18 protein-coding genes and 1 pseudogene are annotated in these 17,430 nt (G+C 66.6%); 14 read left to right on the top strand and 5 right to left on the bottom strand.

Annotated features, from left to right (window positions below; all coding sequences use genetic code 11):
- The first annotated feature begins 250 nt into the window (after positions 1 to 250).
- The 7 genes from rpmH to AAFF27_27145 all read left to right on the top strand — a co-directional run bounded on the left by rpmH (position 251) and on the right by AAFF27_27145 (position 5,561).
- On the top strand, positions 251 to 385 hold the full coding sequence (rpmH, locus tag AAFF27_27175) for a 50S ribosomal protein L34 (protein ID XAH23607.1): 135 nt from the start codon (positions 251 to 253) through the stop codon (positions 383 to 385).
- Positions 386 to 549: 164 nt separating this feature from the next.
- Positions 550 to 975 (top strand): ribonuclease P protein component, encoded by a 426-nt coding sequence (locus AAFF27_27170; protein ID XAH26343.1) that lies wholly within the window; start codon positions 550 to 552, stop codon positions 973 to 975.
- Positions 972 to 1,247, top strand: a complete 276-nt coding sequence (gene yidD, locus AAFF27_27165) for a membrane protein insertion efficiency factor YidD (GenBank protein ID XAH23606.1) — start codon at positions 972 to 974, stop codon at positions 1,245 to 1,247. Before AAFF27_27170 ends, yidD begins: the two co-directional genes overlap by 4 nt.
- A complete protein-coding gene (gene yidC, locus AAFF27_27160) occupies positions 1,244 to 2,938 on the top strand; it encodes a membrane protein insertase YidC (GenBank protein XAH23605.1) in 1,695 nt (564 codons plus the stop codon). The genes yidD and yidC overlap by 4 nt, the downstream gene beginning before the upstream one ends.
- Positions 2,939 to 3,092: 154 nt before the next feature.
- Positions 3,093 to 4,508 carry a tRNA uridine-5-carboxymethylaminomethyl(34) synthesis GTPase MnmE gene (gene mnmE / locus AAFF27_27155; protein XAH23604.1) on the top strand — a complete coding sequence of 472 codons (1,416 nt, stop codon included), beginning with the start codon at positions 3,093 to 3,095 and terminating at the stop codon, positions 4,506 to 4,508.
- Between the two features lie 93 nt (positions 4,509 to 4,601).
- Positions 4,602 to 4,958 (top strand): FlxA-like family protein, encoded by a 357-nt coding sequence (locus AAFF27_27150; GenBank protein ID XAH23603.1) that lies wholly within the window; start codon positions 4,602 to 4,604, stop codon positions 4,956 to 4,958.
- A gap of 102 nt (positions 4,959 to 5,060) precedes the next feature.
- Positions 5,061 to 5,561, top strand: coding sequence for a cyclic nucleotide-binding domain-containing protein (locus tag AAFF27_27145; GenBank protein ID XAH23602.1), 501 nt, complete (start codon positions 5,061 to 5,063; stop codon positions 5,559 to 5,561).
- A gap of 387 nt (positions 5,562 to 5,948) precedes the next feature.
- On the opposite strand, the gene AAFF27_27140 is transcribed toward AAFF27_27145, so the two are convergent.
- Both AAFF27_27140 and AAFF27_27135 read right to left on the bottom strand, forming a co-directional pair.
- Positions 5,949 to 6,503 (bottom strand): adenine phosphoribosyltransferase, encoded by a 555-nt coding sequence (locus tag AAFF27_27140; protein ID XAH23601.1) that lies wholly within the window; start codon positions 6,501 to 6,503, stop codon positions 5,949 to 5,951.
- A gap of 59 nt (positions 6,504 to 6,562) precedes the next feature.
- A complete protein-coding gene (locus AAFF27_27135) occupies positions 6,563 to 8,554 on the bottom strand; it encodes a cation:proton antiporter (GenBank protein ID XAH23600.1) in 1,992 nt (663 codons plus the stop codon).
- 85 nt (positions 8,555 to 8,639) lie between these two features.
- Here AAFF27_27135 and AAFF27_27130 point away from each other — a divergent pair, with 85 nt between their 5' ends.
- Genes AAFF27_27130 through AAFF27_27115 form a run of 4 tightly spaced genes read left to right on the top strand, consistent with a single transcriptional unit; the run spans position 8,640 to position 11,707 of the window.
- Positions 8,640 to 9,638, top strand: a complete 999-nt coding sequence (locus AAFF27_27130; GenBank protein XAH23599.1) for a KpsF/GutQ family sugar-phosphate isomerase — start codon at positions 8,640 to 8,642, stop codon at positions 9,636 to 9,638.
- Complete coding sequence (locus AAFF27_27125; protein ID XAH23598.1) at positions 9,635 to 10,222, top strand: HAD hydrolase family protein; 588 nt, start codon at positions 9,635 to 9,637, stop codon at positions 10,220 to 10,222. Before AAFF27_27130 ends, AAFF27_27125 begins: the two co-directional genes overlap by 4 nt.
- Positions 10,219 to 10,878 (top strand): LPS export ABC transporter periplasmic protein LptC, encoded by a 660-nt coding sequence (lptC, locus tag AAFF27_27120; protein ID XAH23597.1) that lies wholly within the window; start codon positions 10,219 to 10,221, stop codon positions 10,876 to 10,878. The genes AAFF27_27125 and lptC overlap by 4 nt, the downstream gene beginning before the upstream one ends.
- A gap of 25 nt (positions 10,879 to 10,903) precedes the next feature.
- Positions 10,904 to 11,707: an SDR family oxidoreductase gene (locus AAFF27_27115; protein XAH23596.1), complete on the top strand. Its 804-nt coding sequence runs from the start codon at positions 10,904 to 10,906 to the stop codon at positions 11,705 to 11,707.
- A 65-nt stretch (positions 11,708 to 11,772) separates the two neighbouring features.
- Here the strand turns inward: AAFF27_27115 and AAFF27_27110 are convergent, their stop codons facing one another.
- The 3 genes and pseudogenes from AAFF27_27110 to AAFF27_27100 form a co-directional block, all read right to left on the bottom strand.
- Positions 11,773 to 12,294 carry an RNA-binding protein gene (locus AAFF27_27110; protein ID XAH23595.1) on the bottom strand — a complete coding sequence of 174 codons (522 nt, stop codon included), beginning with the start codon at positions 12,292 to 12,294 and terminating at the stop codon, positions 11,773 to 11,775.
- Positions 12,295 to 12,540: 246 nt separating this feature from the next.
- Positions 12,541 to 12,951 (bottom strand): annotated as a pseudogene (locus AAFF27_27105) (RNA-binding protein).
- Between the two features lie 215 nt (positions 12,952 to 13,166).
- Positions 13,167 to 14,369, bottom strand: a complete 1,203-nt coding sequence (locus AAFF27_27100) for an ammonium transporter (protein ID XAH23594.1) — start codon at positions 14,367 to 14,369, stop codon at positions 13,167 to 13,169.
- A 282-nt stretch (positions 14,370 to 14,651) separates the two neighbouring features.
- Here AAFF27_27100 and AAFF27_27095 point away from each other — a divergent pair, with 282 nt between their 5' ends.
- The 3 genes from AAFF27_27095 (at position 14,652) to AAFF27_27085 (ending at position 17,373) form a co-directional block, all read left to right on the top strand.
- Positions 14,652 to 15,866 carry a homoserine O-acetyltransferase gene (locus AAFF27_27095; protein ID XAH23593.1) on the top strand — a complete coding sequence of 405 codons (1,215 nt, stop codon included), beginning with the start codon at positions 14,652 to 14,654 and terminating at the stop codon, positions 15,864 to 15,866.
- Positions 15,863 to 16,450 (top strand): methionine biosynthesis protein MetW, encoded by a 588-nt coding sequence (metW, locus tag AAFF27_27090; GenBank protein XAH23592.1) that lies wholly within the window; start codon positions 15,863 to 15,865, stop codon positions 16,448 to 16,450. Before AAFF27_27095 ends, metW begins: the two co-directional genes overlap by 4 nt.
- Before the next feature lie 347 nt (positions 16,451 to 16,797).
- Complete coding sequence (locus tag AAFF27_27085) at positions 16,798 to 17,373, top strand: polymer-forming cytoskeletal protein (protein XAH23591.1); 576 nt, start codon at positions 16,798 to 16,800, stop codon at positions 17,371 to 17,373.
- Positions 17,374 to 17,430 lie beyond the last annotated feature (57 nt).

Raw genomic sequence — 17,430 nt, 5'->3', positions numbered from 1 at the left:
GTAGGAGTAATAAGGAGGGGTTGGGAGAGGCGGTGCCGGTGTGGATAGGCACGGGGGCGAAAGCGGCGGATTCTAAATTATCAAGACCTTGTCCACAAGCTTGTCCAGAACTTGTAGCCAGCTTGTATCCTACCGCCGCCCAGGCCCATGCATTGCCAGAAGCCGTCAAGTTGGTGATAATCATCGGTTTCCCTGAAAAGCGTTCAGGGGCCATACCACTGAAACCCCGAGCTTTCCCAAGGAATTTGCCATGAAGCGTACCTACCAACCGTCCAAGATCCGTCGTGCCCGCACCCACGGTTTCCTCGTTCGCATGAAGACCCGTGGCGGCCGCGCCGTCATCAATGCGCGCCGCGCCAAGGGCCGCAAGCGCCTCGCCGTCTGAGGACGAGCGGATAAATCTGCTGCGCGGCTTGGCCTGGCTGAGCCGCTCGCTGAGATTTTTCCCCCTGTTCTCCCCTGGCTCCAAGCCCCCCGGTCCACTGCCGGTGCGTCTCGCATCTCCCGATGCCGCATGTATCCGCCCGCCCGTTTGGCAAGGATGACTGCGTGCAGCGTCTGAAGACCCGCCCGCAGTTCCAGGCCGTGTTGGCCGGCGGCATCGTCTCCCGCACTCCGCATTTCGCGTTGCACCGTCTGGTGCTCAACGCCGGCTTGCCGGTGGGCGGCGACACGCCCGCAACTCCCCTGTTTGCTCCGCTGGACGACGTCTGGCTGGGCGCGCTCGTGCCCAAGCGCTGGGCGCGCCGCGCGGTCACGCGCAACGCGATCAAGCGCCAGATCTACACCGTCGGTGGCGACACCGGCGGCCGTCTGCCGCGCGCGGCTTACGTGGTGCGCCTGCGCAGCACGTTTGACCGTGCCCAGTTCGTCAGCGCCAGCTCCGACGCCCTGAAGCGCGCGGTGCGGGCCGAGCTGCAGCAGTTGCTTGGCCGCATTGCCCGGGCGCCGCAGGCAGAAGCGGCGGCGGCATGATGCGCCGCCTGCTCATGGCTGCGGTGCGCGGCTACCGCTTGCTGCTGAGCCCCTGGCTGGGCAATGCCTGCCGTTTCGAACCGACCTGCTCGGCCTATTCGCTGGAGGCGCTGGAGCGCCACGGCGCGGCTGCCGGCAGCTACCTGACGCTCAAGCGCATCGCCCGCTGCCAGCCCTGGTGCGAGGGCGGCTGCGACCCGGTGCCCGACGCACCGCCGCGCCTGTTCTCTGGCCCGTGCTTCACTTCCTCCCAAAAGAAGACTCCTTCATGAACGACATCCGTCGCACCATCCTCTGGGTGATATTTGGCTTTTCCATGGTGCTGCTGTGGGACAAGTGGCAGATCCACAACGGGCACCAGGCCACTTTCTTCCCGAGCGCGGCCGCACCGGCCGCGACCAGCCCCGCTCCGGCGGCGCCGGTGGGCCAGGCTGGCGCCTCGTCGGTGCCGACGGCGTCCGGCAACGGTGCTGCGGCCACGCCCGGCAGCACGCTGCCGCCGACGCTCGCCAGCGCGCCGAGCCAGCGCACCGAAGTGCGCACCGATGTGTTCCGCCTGGTCTTCGACAGCGCCGGCGGCACGCTGGTGCAGGGCGAGCTGCTGCTGCACACCGACTTCGAGCACCACGACGAGAAGTTCACGCTGCTCGATGAAAGCCCGAACCGCGTCTACGTGGCGCAAAGCGGCCTGATCGGCGGCGACTTCCCCACGCACAAGACGCCCATGACCCTGCTGCCCGGCCCGCTGAGCCTGGCCGATGGCGACAGCACGCTGGCGGTGCGCTTCGAATCCGGCGATGTCGGTGGCGTGAAGCTGCGCAAGACCTACACGCTGACCCGCGGCAGCTACGCCATCGACGTCAAGCAAGAGGTCATCAACGACGGCAGCACCCCGGTGTCGCCGCAGCTCTACCTGCAACTGGTGCGCGACGGCAACAAGCCGCCGGGTGAATCCTCGTTCTATTCCACCTTCACCGGCCCGGCGGTCTATACCGAAGCCAAGAAGTACCAGAAGGTCGACTTCAAGAAGATCGAAGAGAACAAGGTCGACATCGAAAAGCAGGCCACCAACGGCTACGTAGCCATGGTGCAGCACTACTTCGCCACCGCCTGGGTGCTGCCCGACGGCATCCAGCGCGACCTGTTCATGCGCAAGGTCGACTCCAACCTGTATGCGGTCGGCATGATCACGCCGATCGGCACGCTCGCCCCCGGCGCCAGCAAGACCATCGACGCCACCTTCTACGCCGGCCCGCAGGAAGAGAAGAAGCTCGAAGCCCTCTCGCCCGGCCTGGAGCTGGTGAAGGACTACGGCTGGCTCACCATCCTGGCCAAGCCGCTGTACTGGCTGCTGGACAAGCTGCATGGCTTCATCGGCAACTGGGGCTGGTCCATCGTCGCGCTGGTGCTGCTGCTGAAGGCGGCCTTCTACTGGCTCAACGCCAAGGCCTATTCCAGCATGGCCAAGATGAAGGCCATCAACCCCAAGATCATGGCCATGCGTGAGCGCCTGAAGGACAAGCCGCAAGAGATGCAGAAGGAGATGATGCGCATCTACCGCGAGGAGAAGGTCAACCCCATGGGCGGCTGCTTCCCCATCGTGATCCAGATCCCGTTCTTCATCTCGCTCTACTGGGTGCTGCTGTCCAGCGTGGAAATGCGCGGCGCGCCCTGGATCATGTGGATCCATGATTTGTCGGCGCCCGATCCGTTCTTCATCCTGCCGCTGCTGATGACCCTGACCAGCCTGCTGCAAACCGCGCTCAACCCCGCGCCACCAGACCCGATGCAGGCCAAGCTGATGTGGATCATGCCGCTGGCCTTCAGCGTGATGTTCTTCTTCTTCCCGTCCGGCCTGGTGCTGTACTGGATCACGAACAACATCCTGTCCATCGCGCAGCAGTGGATCATCAACACCCGCATGGGCGTGCCGCCGCAGTTCAACCTGCCGAAGTTCAAGTAAGCCGCAGCGCCCGACCAGGCCGCCGACCGAAAGGTCTGGCGGCCTTTTTCTTTCATCGCCGGGCCGCCCCAAGATGAAAGGTGCCCCCTCGGGGGGCGCGAACCACGCGAAGCGGGGAGCGTGGGGGCCCTTTACTTTCAGTGAGAATCGCCCCATGCCCGCACACCACCACGCCCCGATCGCCGCCATCGCCACCGCCCCCGGCCGCGGCGGCGTGGGCATCGTGCGCGTCAGCAGCGGCGCCGATTTGTCTGCCCTGGCGCTGGCGCTGTGCGGCCGTGCCCTGCCCGCGCGCGAGGCCTGCTACGCGCCCTTTCGCGACGCCGCTGGCCAGCCCATCGACCAGGGCATTGCGCTGCGCTTTGCCGCGCCGCATTCCTACACCGGCGAGCATGTGCTGGAGCTGCAGGCCCACGGAGGCCCGGTGGTGCTGCAACTGCTGTTGGCGCGCTGCCTGGAGGCCGCGGCCGAGCGCGACCCGGCCAGCGGCCAGCCGCGCTTGGCCGGCCTGCGCCTGGCGCGCCCGGGGGAATTCACCGAGCGCGCCTTCCTCAACGACAAGCTCGACCTGGCCCAGGCCGAGGCCGTGGCCGACCTGATCGACGCCAGCACCGAGGCCGCCGCGCGCAGCGCCGGCCGCTCGCTGGCCGGCGCCTTCTCGGCCGAGATCGCCACGCTGCGCGAGGCGCTGATCCACCTGCGCATGCTGGTCGAGGCCACGCTCGACTTTCCTGAAGAAGAAATCGACTTCCTGCGCAAGGCAGACGCCGACGGTCAGCTATCAAAATTGCAGCAAATGCTGGTCCAGGTGCTGCAGCGCGCGCGCCAGGGGGCGTTGCTGCGCGAAGGCATCACCGTGGTGATTGCCGGCCAGCCCAATGCCGGCAAGTCTTCGCTGCTCAATGCCCTGGCCGGGGCCGAGCTGGCCATCGTCACGCCCATCCCCGGCACCACGCGCGACAAGGTGGCGCAAACCATCCAGATCGAGGGCGTGCCGGTGCACGTGATCGACACCGCCGGCCTGCGCGAGAGCGAGGACGAGGTCGAGAAGATCGGCATCGCCCGCGCCTGGGACGAGATCGCCGCCGCCGACGCCGTGCTCTTCCTGCACGACCTGACGCGCGCCAATGCTCCTGAATACATAGCGGGTGACCGAGGCGTGGCCTCGGCTATGGCCCAAAAACTCTCAAAAAACGTGCCGGTGCTGGACCTGTGGAACAAGCTCGACGCCGCTGGCGCAGAAGCCGCGCTGCCGGCCGGCGGCATGGCGCTGTCGGCCCGCACCGGCGCCGGCCTGGAGGCACTGCGCCGCCGCCTGCTGGAGATCGCCGGCTGGCAGTCGGCGCCCGAAGGCCTGTATCTGGCGCGCGAACGCCACGTGCAGGCGCTGCGCCAGGTCGACGGCCACCTGATGGAGGCAGCGGCGCACCTTGCGGCCCAGGCCGGCGCGCTCGACCTGCTGGCCGAGGAACTGCGCCTGGCGCAGAACGCGCTCAACAGCATCACCGGCGAATTCAGCTCGGACGACCTGCTGGGCGTGATCTTTTCGCGCTTCTGCATTGGCAAATAGCGGGCGTCTTTACCAAGCACATGCAAAGTGCCCCTCGGTTTTCGCCGCCGGCTGCCGAAATAGCGAGACACCACCCATCGCCGGGAGCCCACCATGCAGATCACCAGCACTTCTTCCGCCAGCACCGCCTCCTCGGGCGGTAGCGCCAGCCAGATCGCCAAGTTGCAGGCGCAACTGAAGGAGCTGACCGCCAAGCTCAAGGCCTCCGCCACCTCTTCGGGCGGCACGGCCGAGGCCAAGCAGCAAGAGCAAAAACTGTTGCAGGCGCAGATCCAGGCCATCCAGCAGCAGATCGCGGCGCTGCAGCAGGCCCAGCAGCAGGCCGCTGCGGCCAAGGCCGAAAAGCACAACAAGACGGAGCCTGCCGCTGCTGCCGCCAGCACGACCGAGGCAGAGCGCAAGAAGTCCAATCCGCCCGGGCTGGGCGAAACGATCGACGTCTACGCCTGAGCGCCAACCGCCCGGCTTGCGGGCGGCACCGGCAGGCGGTCATCTGTAACTCGCAGTAATGGCTCTTGTGGTCGGCGACCGCCATGGCTATGTTCGCGCACCATGCAAGGATCCATCACCGCCGCCCTAGGCTCCTCCAGCGCTTTGTTGCAAGGCCTGATTGACGCCATCGCCCTGGCCCAGGGCGAGGACGTTCTCGCCGACAAGCTCTCGCCGTCTCAGTGGCAGACGCTCGCCCCTTACCTGCAGCCCTGCCACTTGGCGCAGGGCCAGACCCTGTTTGCCGAAGGCTCGGACGACCGCACCCTGTACTTCGTGGAGCAAGGCAGCCTGAGCGTGCACGCCCAAGACCATGCCGGCCGCCTGCGGCTGGCGATCGTCGGCGCGGGCTCGCTGCTGGGGGAAAGCGCCTTCTTCTCGCACCGGCCGCGCAGCGCCACGGCGCAGGCCGGCAGTGAATGCCGGCTCTGGGGCCTGTCGCCGCTGCGCTTCACCGAGCTCACGCACCGGCAGCCAGAGATCGCGGTGAACCTGCTGCTGGCGGCAGGTGCGGTGCTGGCCAAGCGCCTGGCGAATCGGCGGCGGCGCGTCGCGGCGGTTTGAGTTCACCCCCAGGCTTGCCCACTTCGTGTGGCCGCCAACCCCTTCCGGGGGCGTGCCTGTGGCCCGGCAAAGCCGGTTCCACGGCATCCTTGGGTTTGGCGCGCGCTGGCTTTGCTTAGAACGTGTTTGCGATCTGTATGGGGATCGCGTTGGAGTGCAATCGGGATGAGTGGGTGGCCCGGATCCCGCCGCATGGGCTAATGCCCATGCAAGGGGCCGGGGCGCTCAATCGCCCGATTTCACTCCAACCCGAAGGGCAAGTGTCTTTGCGGGCGGTCTGCGGCGTTGCGGCGCTTGCCAATAGCCGTGCTATTGGCTGCGCACCGCGCCTTGCATCCCATCCCGCAAAGACACTTGCGCGACCCCATAGAGATCGTAAACACGTTCTTAGTGGCCGGAGAAGTCGACCAGCGTGAACAGGGGCAGGCCTGACTCGCGCAGGCGGTCGGAGCCGCCTAGTTCGGGCAGGTCGACGATGGCGGTGCCTTCCACTACCGTGGCGCCCAGGCGCTCCAGCAGCTTCTTGCCGGCCATCATGGTGCCGCCGGTGGCGATCAGGTCATCCACCAGCAGCACGCGGTCACCGGGCTTGACCGCATCGGCATGCAGCTCGACCGTGGCGCTGCCGTATTCCAGCTCGTAGGTTTCTTCCACCGTGGTGAAGGGCAGCTTGCCTTTCTTGCGGATCGGCACAAAGCCCACGCCCAGCTCATAGGCGATCACCGCGCCCAGGATGAAGCCGCGCGCGTCCAAGCCTGCGACCACATCGGGCCGCATGGCGCGGTCCATGTAGCGGTGCACGAAGGCGTCGATCAGCACCCGGAACACCTTCGGGTCCTGCAGCAGCGGCGTGATGTCGCGAAACTGCACGCCCGGCGCGGGCCAGTCGGGCACGGTACGGATGTGCTGCTTCAGGTAATCGTGGACGGAGAGATCGAGCATGGCGCGGGGAGCTGGAGCAGTCTTGAAGGACGTGCATTGTGCCGCCCGCGCCGGCCTGCCTATTTGCGCAGCAGCAGTGCCTCGGCCAGCGCCAGCGCGGTTGGCCGGCCCGACAGCACCAGGGTATCGCCGGCCTGCACTTCCACGCCCGGGTCTGGCACCACGCTGTGGCCGCTGGCGCGCCGCACCCCGACCACGCGCGCGCCCACCGTGTCCAGCGCCAGCGTGCCCAGCGCGCGGCCTATGGCCTGCACGCCGGCAGGCAGGGTGAGCGGCTCCAGACGTTCGGTTTCTGCATCACGCTGCTCCGGATCGTCGGCGCCGTGGAAGTAGCCGCGCAGCAGGTCGTAGCGCGCGTCACGCTGGTCCTGCACCACCCGGATCACGCGCCGCATCGGCACGCCGACCAGCGCCAACGCATGGCTGGCCAGCATCAGCGAGCCCTCGATCGCTTCGGGCACCACCTCGGTGGCGCCGGCGCGCTGCAGCTTCTCTAGGTCGCGGTCGTCCTGCGTGCGCACGATCACCGGCACCTGCGGCGCATGGGTGCGCGCGTGCTCCAGGATGCGCAGCGCGCCCGGCAGGTCGAGGTAGGTGATGACCAGCGCGCTGGCGCGCGCCAGGCCGGCAGCCATCAAGGCCTGCAGCCGCGCGGCGTCGCCAAACACCACGGAATCGCCCGCCGCGCTGGCCTGGCGCACGCGATCCGGGTCCAGGTCCAGTGCGATCGAGGCAATGCCCTCGCGCTCCAGCATGCGCGCCAGGTTCTGGCCGCAGCGGCCGTAGCCGCAGATGATGACGTGCCGGTTGGCGTTGATCGACTTGCGCGCAATGCTGGTCATCTGCAGCGACTGCTGCAGCCATTCGCTGGCCACCAGCTTCATCACGATGCGGTTGCTGTACATGATGATGAAGGGCGTGGCCAGCATCGACAGCACCATGGCCGCCAGCACCGGGTTCAGCAGCGCCGGCGACACCAGCCCGCGCTCCTGCGCCAGAGACAGCAGCACAAAGCCAAATTCCCCCGCCTGCGCCAGGTACAGGCCGGTGCGCAGCGACACGCCTGTGGTCGCGCCCAGGCCGCGCGCCAGCAGCGTGATCAGGCCAACTTTCAGCAGCAGCGGCGCTACCAGCAGCAACAGCACCAGGCCCCAGCGCTCCAGCACGATGTGCCAGTCCAGCATCATGCCGATGGTGATGAAGAACAGGCCCAGCAGCACATCGTGGAAGGGGCGGATGTCGGTCTCCACCTGGTGCTTGAACTCGGTCTCCGACACCAGCATGCCGGCAATGAAGGCGCCCAGCGCCAGCGACAGCCCGGCGCGCTCGGTCAGCCAGGACAGGCCCAGCGCGATCAGCAGCAGGTTGAGCATGAACAGCTCCTCGCTGCGCCGCCGCGCCACGATGGTGAGCCACCAGCGCATCACGCGCTGCCCGCCCACCAGCAGCACGGTCACCAGCGCGGTGGCCTTGAGCATGGCCACGCCCAGCTCCGACAGCAGCGCCTCGGGCGAGGAGCCCAGCGCCGGGATCAGCACCAGCAAGGGCACCACCGCCAGATCCTGGAACAGCAGAATGCCCATCACCCGCTTGCCGTGCTCGCTTTCCAGTTCCAGCCGCTCGGCCATGAGCTTGACCACGATGGCGGTGCTGCTCATGACCACGGCGCCAGCCAGCGCCACGGCGGTCTGCCAGCCGATATGCCAGGCCGGTGGCAGCAGGCGCGCCAGCAGCAATGCGCCGGCCACCGCGATCGCCATGGTCAGCACCACCTGCAGCAGACCCAGGCCGAACACATGGCGCCGCATGGCGCGCAGCTTGGGCAGGCTGAACTCCAGGCCAATGGCGAACATCAAGAACACCACGCCAAACTCGCCCAGGTGGCGCACGCCTTCTGAGTCGTGCGCCAGCGCCAGCGCCAGCGCATGCGGCCCGATCAGCACGCCCGCGGCCAGGTAGCCCAGCATCGGCGGCAGCTTCAGGCTGCGGCAGGCGACCACTCCCAGCACTGCGGCCAGCAGGTACAGCAGGGTGAGTTCGAGGGAGGACATGTCCGATGCTAGCAAGCCCGGTGCCTGCAAGCGGGCTTCGGCGCGCCCCACCAGGCCACATCGGGCCGCTAGATAGAATTCCGCGATGACCGCCGCCCCCGCCCTCCCCGCGTTCGATGACGCAGCAGCCCTGCGCCTGGCCCGTGAAACGCTGGATATCGAGGCCGCCGCCGTCCTGGGCCTGAGGGCCCGGCTCGGCGACCCTTTTCTGCAAGCGATGCGCGCGCTGCTGGCCTGCCGTGGCCGCGTCGTGGTGATGGGCATGGGCAAGAGCGGCCATGTCGGCCGCAAGATCGCCGCCACCTTCGCCTCCACCGGCACCCCGGCCATGTTCGTGCACCCGGCAGAAGCCAACCATGGCGACCTGGGCATGATCACCGCCGAGGACGTGGTGCTGGCCATCTCCAACAGCGGTGAAGTGGCCGAGCTTGCCGGCGTACTGCCTGTGGTGCGGCGCATGGGCACGACCTTGATCGCCATGACCGGTGGCGCCCAGTCCACGCTGGCGCGGCATGCCGACATCGTGCTCGACAGCGGCGTCGAGAAAGAAGCCTGCCCGCTCAACCTGGCTCCCACCGCCAGCACCACGGCGCAAATGGCACTGGGCGACGCACTGGCAGTGGCGCTGCTGGATGCGCGCGGTTTCCGTGCCGAAGACTTCGCCCGCTCGCACCCCGGCGGTGCGCTCGGCCGCAAGCTGCTCACCCATGTGGCAGACATCATGCGCACCGGCGATGCCTTGCCCACCGTGGCGCCCGGCACCTCGCTGGGCGACCTGATGCGCGAGATGAGCGCCAAGGGCCTGGGCGCAGCCGTGGTGCTCGACGCCGGGCGCCGCGTGCTCGGCGTTTTCACGGATGGCGACCTGCGCCGCCTGGTGGAAACCGGCACCGACCTGCGCGCTCTCACGGCCGAACAGGTCATGCACCGCCAGCCGCGCACCATCGCACCGACCGCGCTTGCCGTCGATGCCGCCGAGCGCATGGAAGAGCACCGCATCACCAGCGTGCTGGTCGCAGACGAAGCCGGTGTGCTGGTTGGCATCGCCCATATTGGCGACCTGATGCGGGCGAAGGTGATATGAGTCCCTTGCCACCACTCGCGCCCGTGCTGCGCTGGGCCCCCGAGCTGCTGCTGCGCGCGCAGGACGTGCGCGTGGCCTTCTTCGATGTGGACGGCGTGCTGACCGATGGCGGCCTGTACTTCACCGAATACCCGGAGCCCGATCCGCGCATGGGCAGCGAAACCATCAAGCGCTTCAACACGCTCGACGGCCATGGCCTGAAGCTGCTGCAGCGCGCCGGCATAGAGCCGGCCATCGTCACCGGCCGCGATTCGCGGCCGCTGCGCGCGCGCCTGGCCGCGTTGGGCATCACGCACACGCACTTCGGCACCGAAGACAAACGCCCTGCCGCCGAAGCCACGCTGGCCGCGCTTGGCCTGGGCTGGCACCAGGCCGCCGCCATGGGTGACGACTGGCCCGACCTGCCGCTGCTGCGCCGCGCCGCTTTCGCCTGCGCGCCAAAGGAGGCACATGCCGAAGTCGCCGCCGTTGCGCATCACGTGACGACCGCCCCGGCCGGCCATGGCGCGGTGCGCGAATGCTGCGATTTGCTGCTGGTCGCAACCGGCCGCTACGACGCGCTGCTGCAGGACTACGCCCGGTGAGCAGCTTTCGCATCCCAGGCCCGAAGGCCACGCTGCAACTGGCGGCCGATCGCCTGTCCATCTACCTGCCGATCGCGGTGATGGGCGTGCTGGCCCTGGGCAGCTACTGGCTGGTGCGCAGCACGCCGCCGCCTGCGGCGCCCGAGGTGGCGCAACCGGTGCGGCACGAGTCCGACTACTTCATGCGCGATTTCGCGGTGCGCAACTTCGACGTCAACGGCAGGCTCCGCAGCGAGATATTCGGCGTCGAGGGGCGCCATTACCCTGACAACGACACGCTGGAAATCGACAAGCCGCGCATCCGCTCCATCAGCGAAGACGGCAACCTGATCACAGCCACCGCCAACCAGGGCCTGAGCAATGGCGACGGCACCGAGGTCCAGCTGTTCGGCAACGCCATCGTCACGCGCGCGCCCACCGTCGACAAGGCGGGCCGGCCAGTGCCCAAGATGGAGTTCCGTGGCGAGTTCCTGCATGCCAACACCCAGACCGAGCGCATGCTCTCCAACAAGCCCGTGGTCCTGACCCGTGGCGACGACCGTTTCACTGGCGACCGTATGGACTACGACAACATGAGCCAGATCATGAACCTGCACGGCCGGGTGCGCGGCGTGCTCGTGCCAAGCCCGGCGCCTGCACCAACCCCCAAGCGCTGACCCGGCGTCTCAAGAGATAAGCACCATGGCCGCTCCGCTTGTTTTCATCACCGGTGCGTCCAGTGGCATAGGCCAGGCGCTGGCCGCGCGCTACCACCAGGCCGGCTTCCGCCTGGCACTGGCCGCACGCCGGGTATCAGAGATGGAATCCTGGGCAAACGCAGCAGGGGTGCCGGCTGATAGCTATAAAATTTATAGTGCCGACGTGGCAGACATCGACAGCATCGTCGCCGCCGGTCGTGCCTGCCTGGCCGAGCAGGGAGTGCCCGACGTGGTCATTGCTAACGCCGGCATCAGCGTCGGTATCGACACCGCCGAGCGCTCAGACCTGGAAGTGCTGGCCCAGACCCTGGCCACCAACAACGTGGGTCTGGCAGCGACCTTCCATCCATTCATCACGGCCATGGTGCAGCGCGCCAAGCAGCAAGGCCGGCCCGGCCGCTTGGTGGGCATCGGCAGCGTCGCCGGCATCCGCGGCCTGCCAGGCCATGGCGCTTATTGCGCCAGCAAGGCGGCCGTCATCGCCTACTGCGAAAGCCTGCGCGGCGAGTTGCGCGGCACGGGGGTGCGGGTCACCACGCTGTGCCCGGGCTACATCGACACGCCGCTCACGCGGGAGAACCGTTACTCCATGCCCTTCCTGATGACGCCCGAGGCCTTTGCCGACCAGGCTTTTGCGGCCATCGCGGCGGGCAGCAGCTACCGTGTCATTCCCTGGCAGATGGGCATCGTGGCCAAGCTGCTGCGGCTCCTGCCCAATGGCTTGTTCGACCGCCTGCTGGCGGGACGCCCGCGCAAGCATCGGCGCAGCGAAGACGCGCCGCACTAAGCAGCCAAACGCGCAGGCAGCAAAAAAGGCCCCGCAGGGCCTTTCTTGTTGTTGGGAGTGGGTGCTCAGTAGCCGCCGTTGCCGCCGCCGCCGTATCCACCACCACCGCCGCCACCGCTGTTGCGGCCGCCACGCGGACCGGAGCCGTAGGGACTGCGGAAACCACCGTCGCCGCCACCACCACCACCGCCGCCGCCGCGACCACCATAGCCGCCGCCACCGCCGCTACGGCCACCAGCACCACCGCCGCCGCCGCCGCCATATCCACCACCGCCGCCTCCACCGCCGTAGCCGCCACCACCACCGCCGCCGTAGCCACCGCTGCGCGGGGGGCGTGCTTCCATGGGACGGGCTTCGTTGACCACGACGCTGCGGCCGCCAAGTGGCTGGCCGTTCATGCCATTGACGGCAGCCTGGGCTTCTTCATCGCTGCCCATCTCGACAAAACCAAAGCCTTTGGAGCGGCCGGTGTCGCGCTCCATCATGACCTTGGCGCTGGTGACGGCGCCAAATTGGCCGAAGGCCTGTTCCAGATCGCTGTCGCGTACGGAGTAAGGCAGGTTGCCAACGTAGAGTTTGTTGCCCATTACGGGACTCCTCAAAAACATGGATAAAGCGATGGAGTCCCGAGAACGCAATCAACACCGACCACGCGAAACCGACGCATCACCGCAAACTGGCATGGATTTTCAGGCCCTGCGATTGCATTATGGCCCATAAGTTCGAAAAAAAAGCAAGCATTCTTTCGCTCAAATACTGCTAATTCGACGCCCATGAAAAAAGGGCCCGAAGGCCCTTTCATGGTGCGTGCGCAGTGCGCTGGATCAGTAGCCGCCGCGACCGCCGTAGCCGCCGCCGCTGTTGCCACCGCCGTAACCACCGCCGCCGCCGCTACGGCCACCGCCGTAACCGCCGCCACCACCACCGCCGCCGTAACCACCACCGCCGCCACCACCACCGTAGCCGCCGCCGCCACCCGAACGTGGGGGACGGGGTTCCATCGGACGTGCTTCGTTCACGACGAGGTTACGGCCGCCGAAGGCTTGGCCATTGGTGCCGGTGATGGCCGACTGCGCTTCCGCGTCGTTGCTCATTTCGACAAAGCCGAAGCCCTTGGAGCGGCCAGTGTCGCGTTCCATCATGACCTTGGCGCTGGTGACAGCACCGTATTGGCTGAAGGTCTGTTGCAGATCTTCGTCACGGAAGGTATAGGGCAGGTTGCCCACATAAAGTTTGTTGCCCATCTTGGGACTCCTCAAAAAAACAAGACGCGATGGAGTCTGGGCCACGCAATCAGCAAACCAATGACGACTTCAAAGACGCGAAACTGACCATACACCGCAAAAACGCAGAGCCCAAAAGGACCCGCGCGCGGTCATTATGCGCGATATCACGCGTTATGAGACACCTGACGGACCTTCGTGCGCAGGGGTTTTCACGGAGTCAAGAGGTTTTCTTGTTACCAATTGGCTTCGCGCTCGGGGGTGGCGCTGATGCGGTGGACGGACAAATCGGCGCCGTCGAACTCTTCCTCGGGGCTCAGCCGGATGCCCAGCGACAGCTTTAGTACACCGTAGACCACGGTGCCACCCAGCAGCGCCCAGGCGACGCCGAGTAGTGTGCCCATACATTGGGCCAGCAGGCTCACGCCGCCCAGGCCACCGAATATCTGCTGACCAAAGATGCCGGCGGCGATGCCGCCCCAGACGCCGCACAGGCCGTGCAAGGGCCAGACGCCCAGCACGTCGTCTATCTTCCAGCGGTTCTGGGTGCGTGTGAAAAGCACCACAAACAGGGCGCCGGCCACCAGACCGGTGGCCAGTGCGCCCAGCGGGTGCATCAAATCAGAGCCGGCGCAGATCGCCACCAGGCCGGCCAGCGGGCCGTTGTGGACAAAGCCCGGGTCGTTGCGGCCGAAGGCCAGCGCAGCAAGCGTGCCGCCAGCCATGGCCATCAGCGAATTGACTGCGACCAGGCCCGAGACCTTGTCGATGGTCTGGGCGCTCATCACATTGAAGCCGAACCAGCCCACGGTCAATATCCAGGCGCCCAGCGCCAGGAACGGGATATTAGAAGGCGGGTGCGCACTGATGGCGCCGTCCTTGCGGTAGCGGTTGCTGCGCGCGCCCAGCAGCAGCACGGCCGGAAGCGCCAGCCAGCCGCCGACCGCATGCACGACGATGGAGCCGGCGAAGTCGTGGAAATCCGCGCCCGTGGTGCGGGCGATCCAGTCCTGCACGCCGAAGTGCCGGTTCCAGACGATGCCCTCGAAGAAGGGGTAGATGAAGCCGACGATGACGGCCGTGGCCAGCAGTTGTGGCCAGAAGCGCGCGCGTTCGGCAATGCCACCGGAGATGACGGCCGGGATGGCCGCGGCGAAGGTCAGCAGGAAGAAGAACTTCACCAGCTCATAGCCGTTGCGCTGCGTCAGTTCCTGCGCCCCTATAAAGAAGTGCGTGCCGTAGGCGACGCCATAGCCGACGGCGAAATAGACGATGGTGGAGACGCTGAAGTCCACCAGTATCTTGACCAGTGCATTGACCTGGTTCTTCTTGCGAACGGTGCCGAGTTCAAGAAACGCGAATCCCGCGTGCATTGCCAGCACCATGATGCCGCCAAGCAGAATGAACAGGACGTCAGCGCCCTGTTTGAGTGCTTCCATAAATCCTCTGGATGGGTTTTTGCCTTGTTGTGGTGCTTGTTTGGTTGAATCGCACCGTTTTTTGCTCTTTCGCACCAAAATGAAGCAAAAATCGCGCCAGTGATGTGGTGGGCGCTGCGAGGGCGTTTCACCTGAGAGGCGTTCGCAAGTGCCTTGCTATACTGGTCCGACGCGCCGATTTGCTCCAGCTTGCGGGCGCTTAACAAATACAGCTAAAGACAGACCGACGCGACAGACATCCCCCGACGCCCGGCCTCGTTTTCAGCGATGCCGGGTTTTTTCATGTCGTTTCTCGCTACACCCCAGTCCCTGCATTTCGCCGCGCCGCTGTCGCTGCAGAGCGGTGCTGTGCTGGCCGACTACACGCTGGCCTACGAGACCTACGGCACCTTGAACGCCGACCGCTCCAACGCGGTGTTGATCTGCCATGCGCTCAATGCCTCGCACCACGTAGCCGGCGTGTATGCCGGCCAGGAGCGCTCCGAAGGCTGGTGGGACAACATGGTGGGGCCGGGCAAACCGGTAGATACCGACCGCTTCTTTGTCATTGGCGTAAACAACCTGGGCTCCTGCTTTGGCTCGACCGGGCCGGCGGATGTGAACCCGGCCACGGGCCGGGTCTGGGGCGCGGACTTCCCCGTGGTCACGGTGGAGGACTGGGTCAATGCGCAGGCCCGGCTGCTGGATGCGCTGGGCATCGGCACGCTGGCCGCCGTCATGGGCGGCAGCCTGGGCGGCATGCAGGCGCTGTCGTGGACGCTGCAGCACCCGCAGCGCGTGCGCCATGCGGTGGTGGTGGCCAGCGCGCCCAACCTGAACGCCGAGAACATCGCCTTCAACGAGGTGGCGCGGCGCGCCATCGTGACCGACCCGGACTTCCACGGCGGGCATTTTTATGAGCAGGGCGTGATACCCAAGCGCGGCCTGCGCATTGCGCGCATGGTCGGTCACATCACCTACCTGAGCGATGACGTGATGAACGCCAAGTTTGGCCGGCAGCTGCGCCGCGCCACCGAGGCGGTGGTGGAAGGCGCCGCCAGCATCGAAGCCGAGACCTACCGCTACTCGACGCAAGAGATCGAGTTCCAGATCGAGAGCTACCTGCGCCACCAGGCCGACAAGTTCAGTGAGTACTTCGACGCCAACACCTATCTGTTGATCACGCGCGCGCTGGACTACTTCGACCCGGCCCGCACCTACGGCGGCAACCTGGCCCGTGCGCTGGAGCGCGCCAGTTGCCGCTTTCTGCTGGTGAGCTTCACCACCGACTGGCGTTTCTCGCCGACGCGCAGCCGCGAGATCGTGCGTGCCCTGCTGGATAACCGCCGCGACGTGAGCTACGCCGAGATCGACGCGCCGCACGGCCACGATGCCTTCTTGCTCGACGACGCGCGCTACCACGACCTGGTGCGCTCTTACTTCTATGGCATTGCGCGCGACCTGGTGATGGGCCAGGGCGCCCTGCCTGCGGCCCACGTGGAGGGCACAGCCCCATGAGCGATTCCCTGACCATGCGCCTGATCGCGCAACTCGTGCCCGAAGGCTCGCGCGTGCTGGACCTGGGCTGCGGCGACGGCGCCATGCTGGATCTGCTGCAGCGTGAGCGCGGCTGCACCGGCTACGGCATCGAGATTGCCGACGCCAATGTGCTGGCCTGCGTGCAGCGCGGCGTCAACGTGATTCAGCGCAACCTCGAAGCCGGGCTGGACCTGTTCGACGACAGCTCCTTCGATGTCGTGCTGCAGCTCGACACGCTGCAGCATCTGCGCAATGCCGAGACCATGTTGCGCGAAACCGTGCGCGTGGGCCGCATCGGCATCGTCGCCTTCCCCAACTTTGCGCACTGGCCCAATCGCCTGTCGGTGCTGCGCGGCCGCATGCCGGTGACGCGGCGCCTGCCCTACCAGTGGTATGACACGCCCAACATCCGTGTCGGCACCTACCGCGACTTTGCTGCGCTGGCGCAGAAGAACCAGCTGCGCACGCTGGACGCCTTTGGGCTGCAAGAGGGGCGTGAAGTGCGCTTCTTGCCGAATGTGCGTGCGGGCACGGCGGTGTTCAAGTTCGAGCGCGGAGACTGAGGCTCGTCGCGCGGGCGCGCACCCGCTGCGGTAATGAAATGCATCCGCAGCGTATCGCGATGGGCCGGGCGCGGGCCCTGGTTTTCTCCGGTATGCGCTGCGGCGCCAAGCCCCGGCCATCGGGGTTTGCTACCAATTTGGTAGCGCGATATCGCCATATGCGCGGCGCTGCGGATAAAGCGCTTTCGGGCCGGGCACCAGAGGCGTAGCATGCGCCAAGGAGCAGGGCCGGCCAGAAGGTCCGCCATTGGGCCGCAGCGCTGATGAATAGCGTTACGTCTCTTGCGAAATCACAGGAAGCTTTGCGTGCAAGTGCTCTTTAGCATAGGTTTTTTTCCGGAGAACCCATGGCGCTGCAATCCCCCTTCTTTGGCAAACGAGAGGCTGAACCTTTGAACTCCCGTCCTAACCCGCCCGCGGGTTCGTCGTCGATGGCCCTGCCGTCGTCTTCGGGCTCTTCTTCCTCCTCCTCATCCCCCCTGAGCAGCACGCCGGTCAGCGACCCGCGTGGCAACTCGCTGTCGGGCGCGCCCGCGGCGGCGGTCGGTGCTGTATCGGCCGACGCCAAGGAGAGCGCCAGCAAGCTCACCGTCGGCCCCAACATCAAGCTGAAGGGCGTGGAGATCACCGACTGCGACACCTTGGTGGTCGAGGGCATCGTCGAAGCCACCATGGATTCACGCGTGATCCGCATCGCCGAGCAGGGCGCGTTCAAGGGCTCGGCCGAGATCGACATCGCCGAGATCCACGGCGCCTTCGACGGCACCCTGACCGTGCGCGACAAGCTGGTGATCTATTCCACCGGCCGCGTCACCGGCACGGTGCGCTACGGCAAGCTGGTGATCGAAGAGGGCGGCCAGCTCTCGGGCGACATCACCTTTGGCTTCAACGGCGCGAGCAAGGGCGCACTGAAGTCGGCCTAAAGCGGCTAGCGGGGCCTCGCGGCCGGCAGTTGGCCTGGGAATCAGGGCAGGCGCAGA

This window comes from Xylophilus sp. GW821-FHT01B05, from assembly GCA_038961845.1.
Classification (GTDB): domain Bacteria; phylum Pseudomonadota; class Gammaproteobacteria; order Burkholderiales; family Burkholderiaceae_C; genus Xylophilus.
This window is presented reverse-complemented; position numbering and strand designations above follow the sequence as displayed.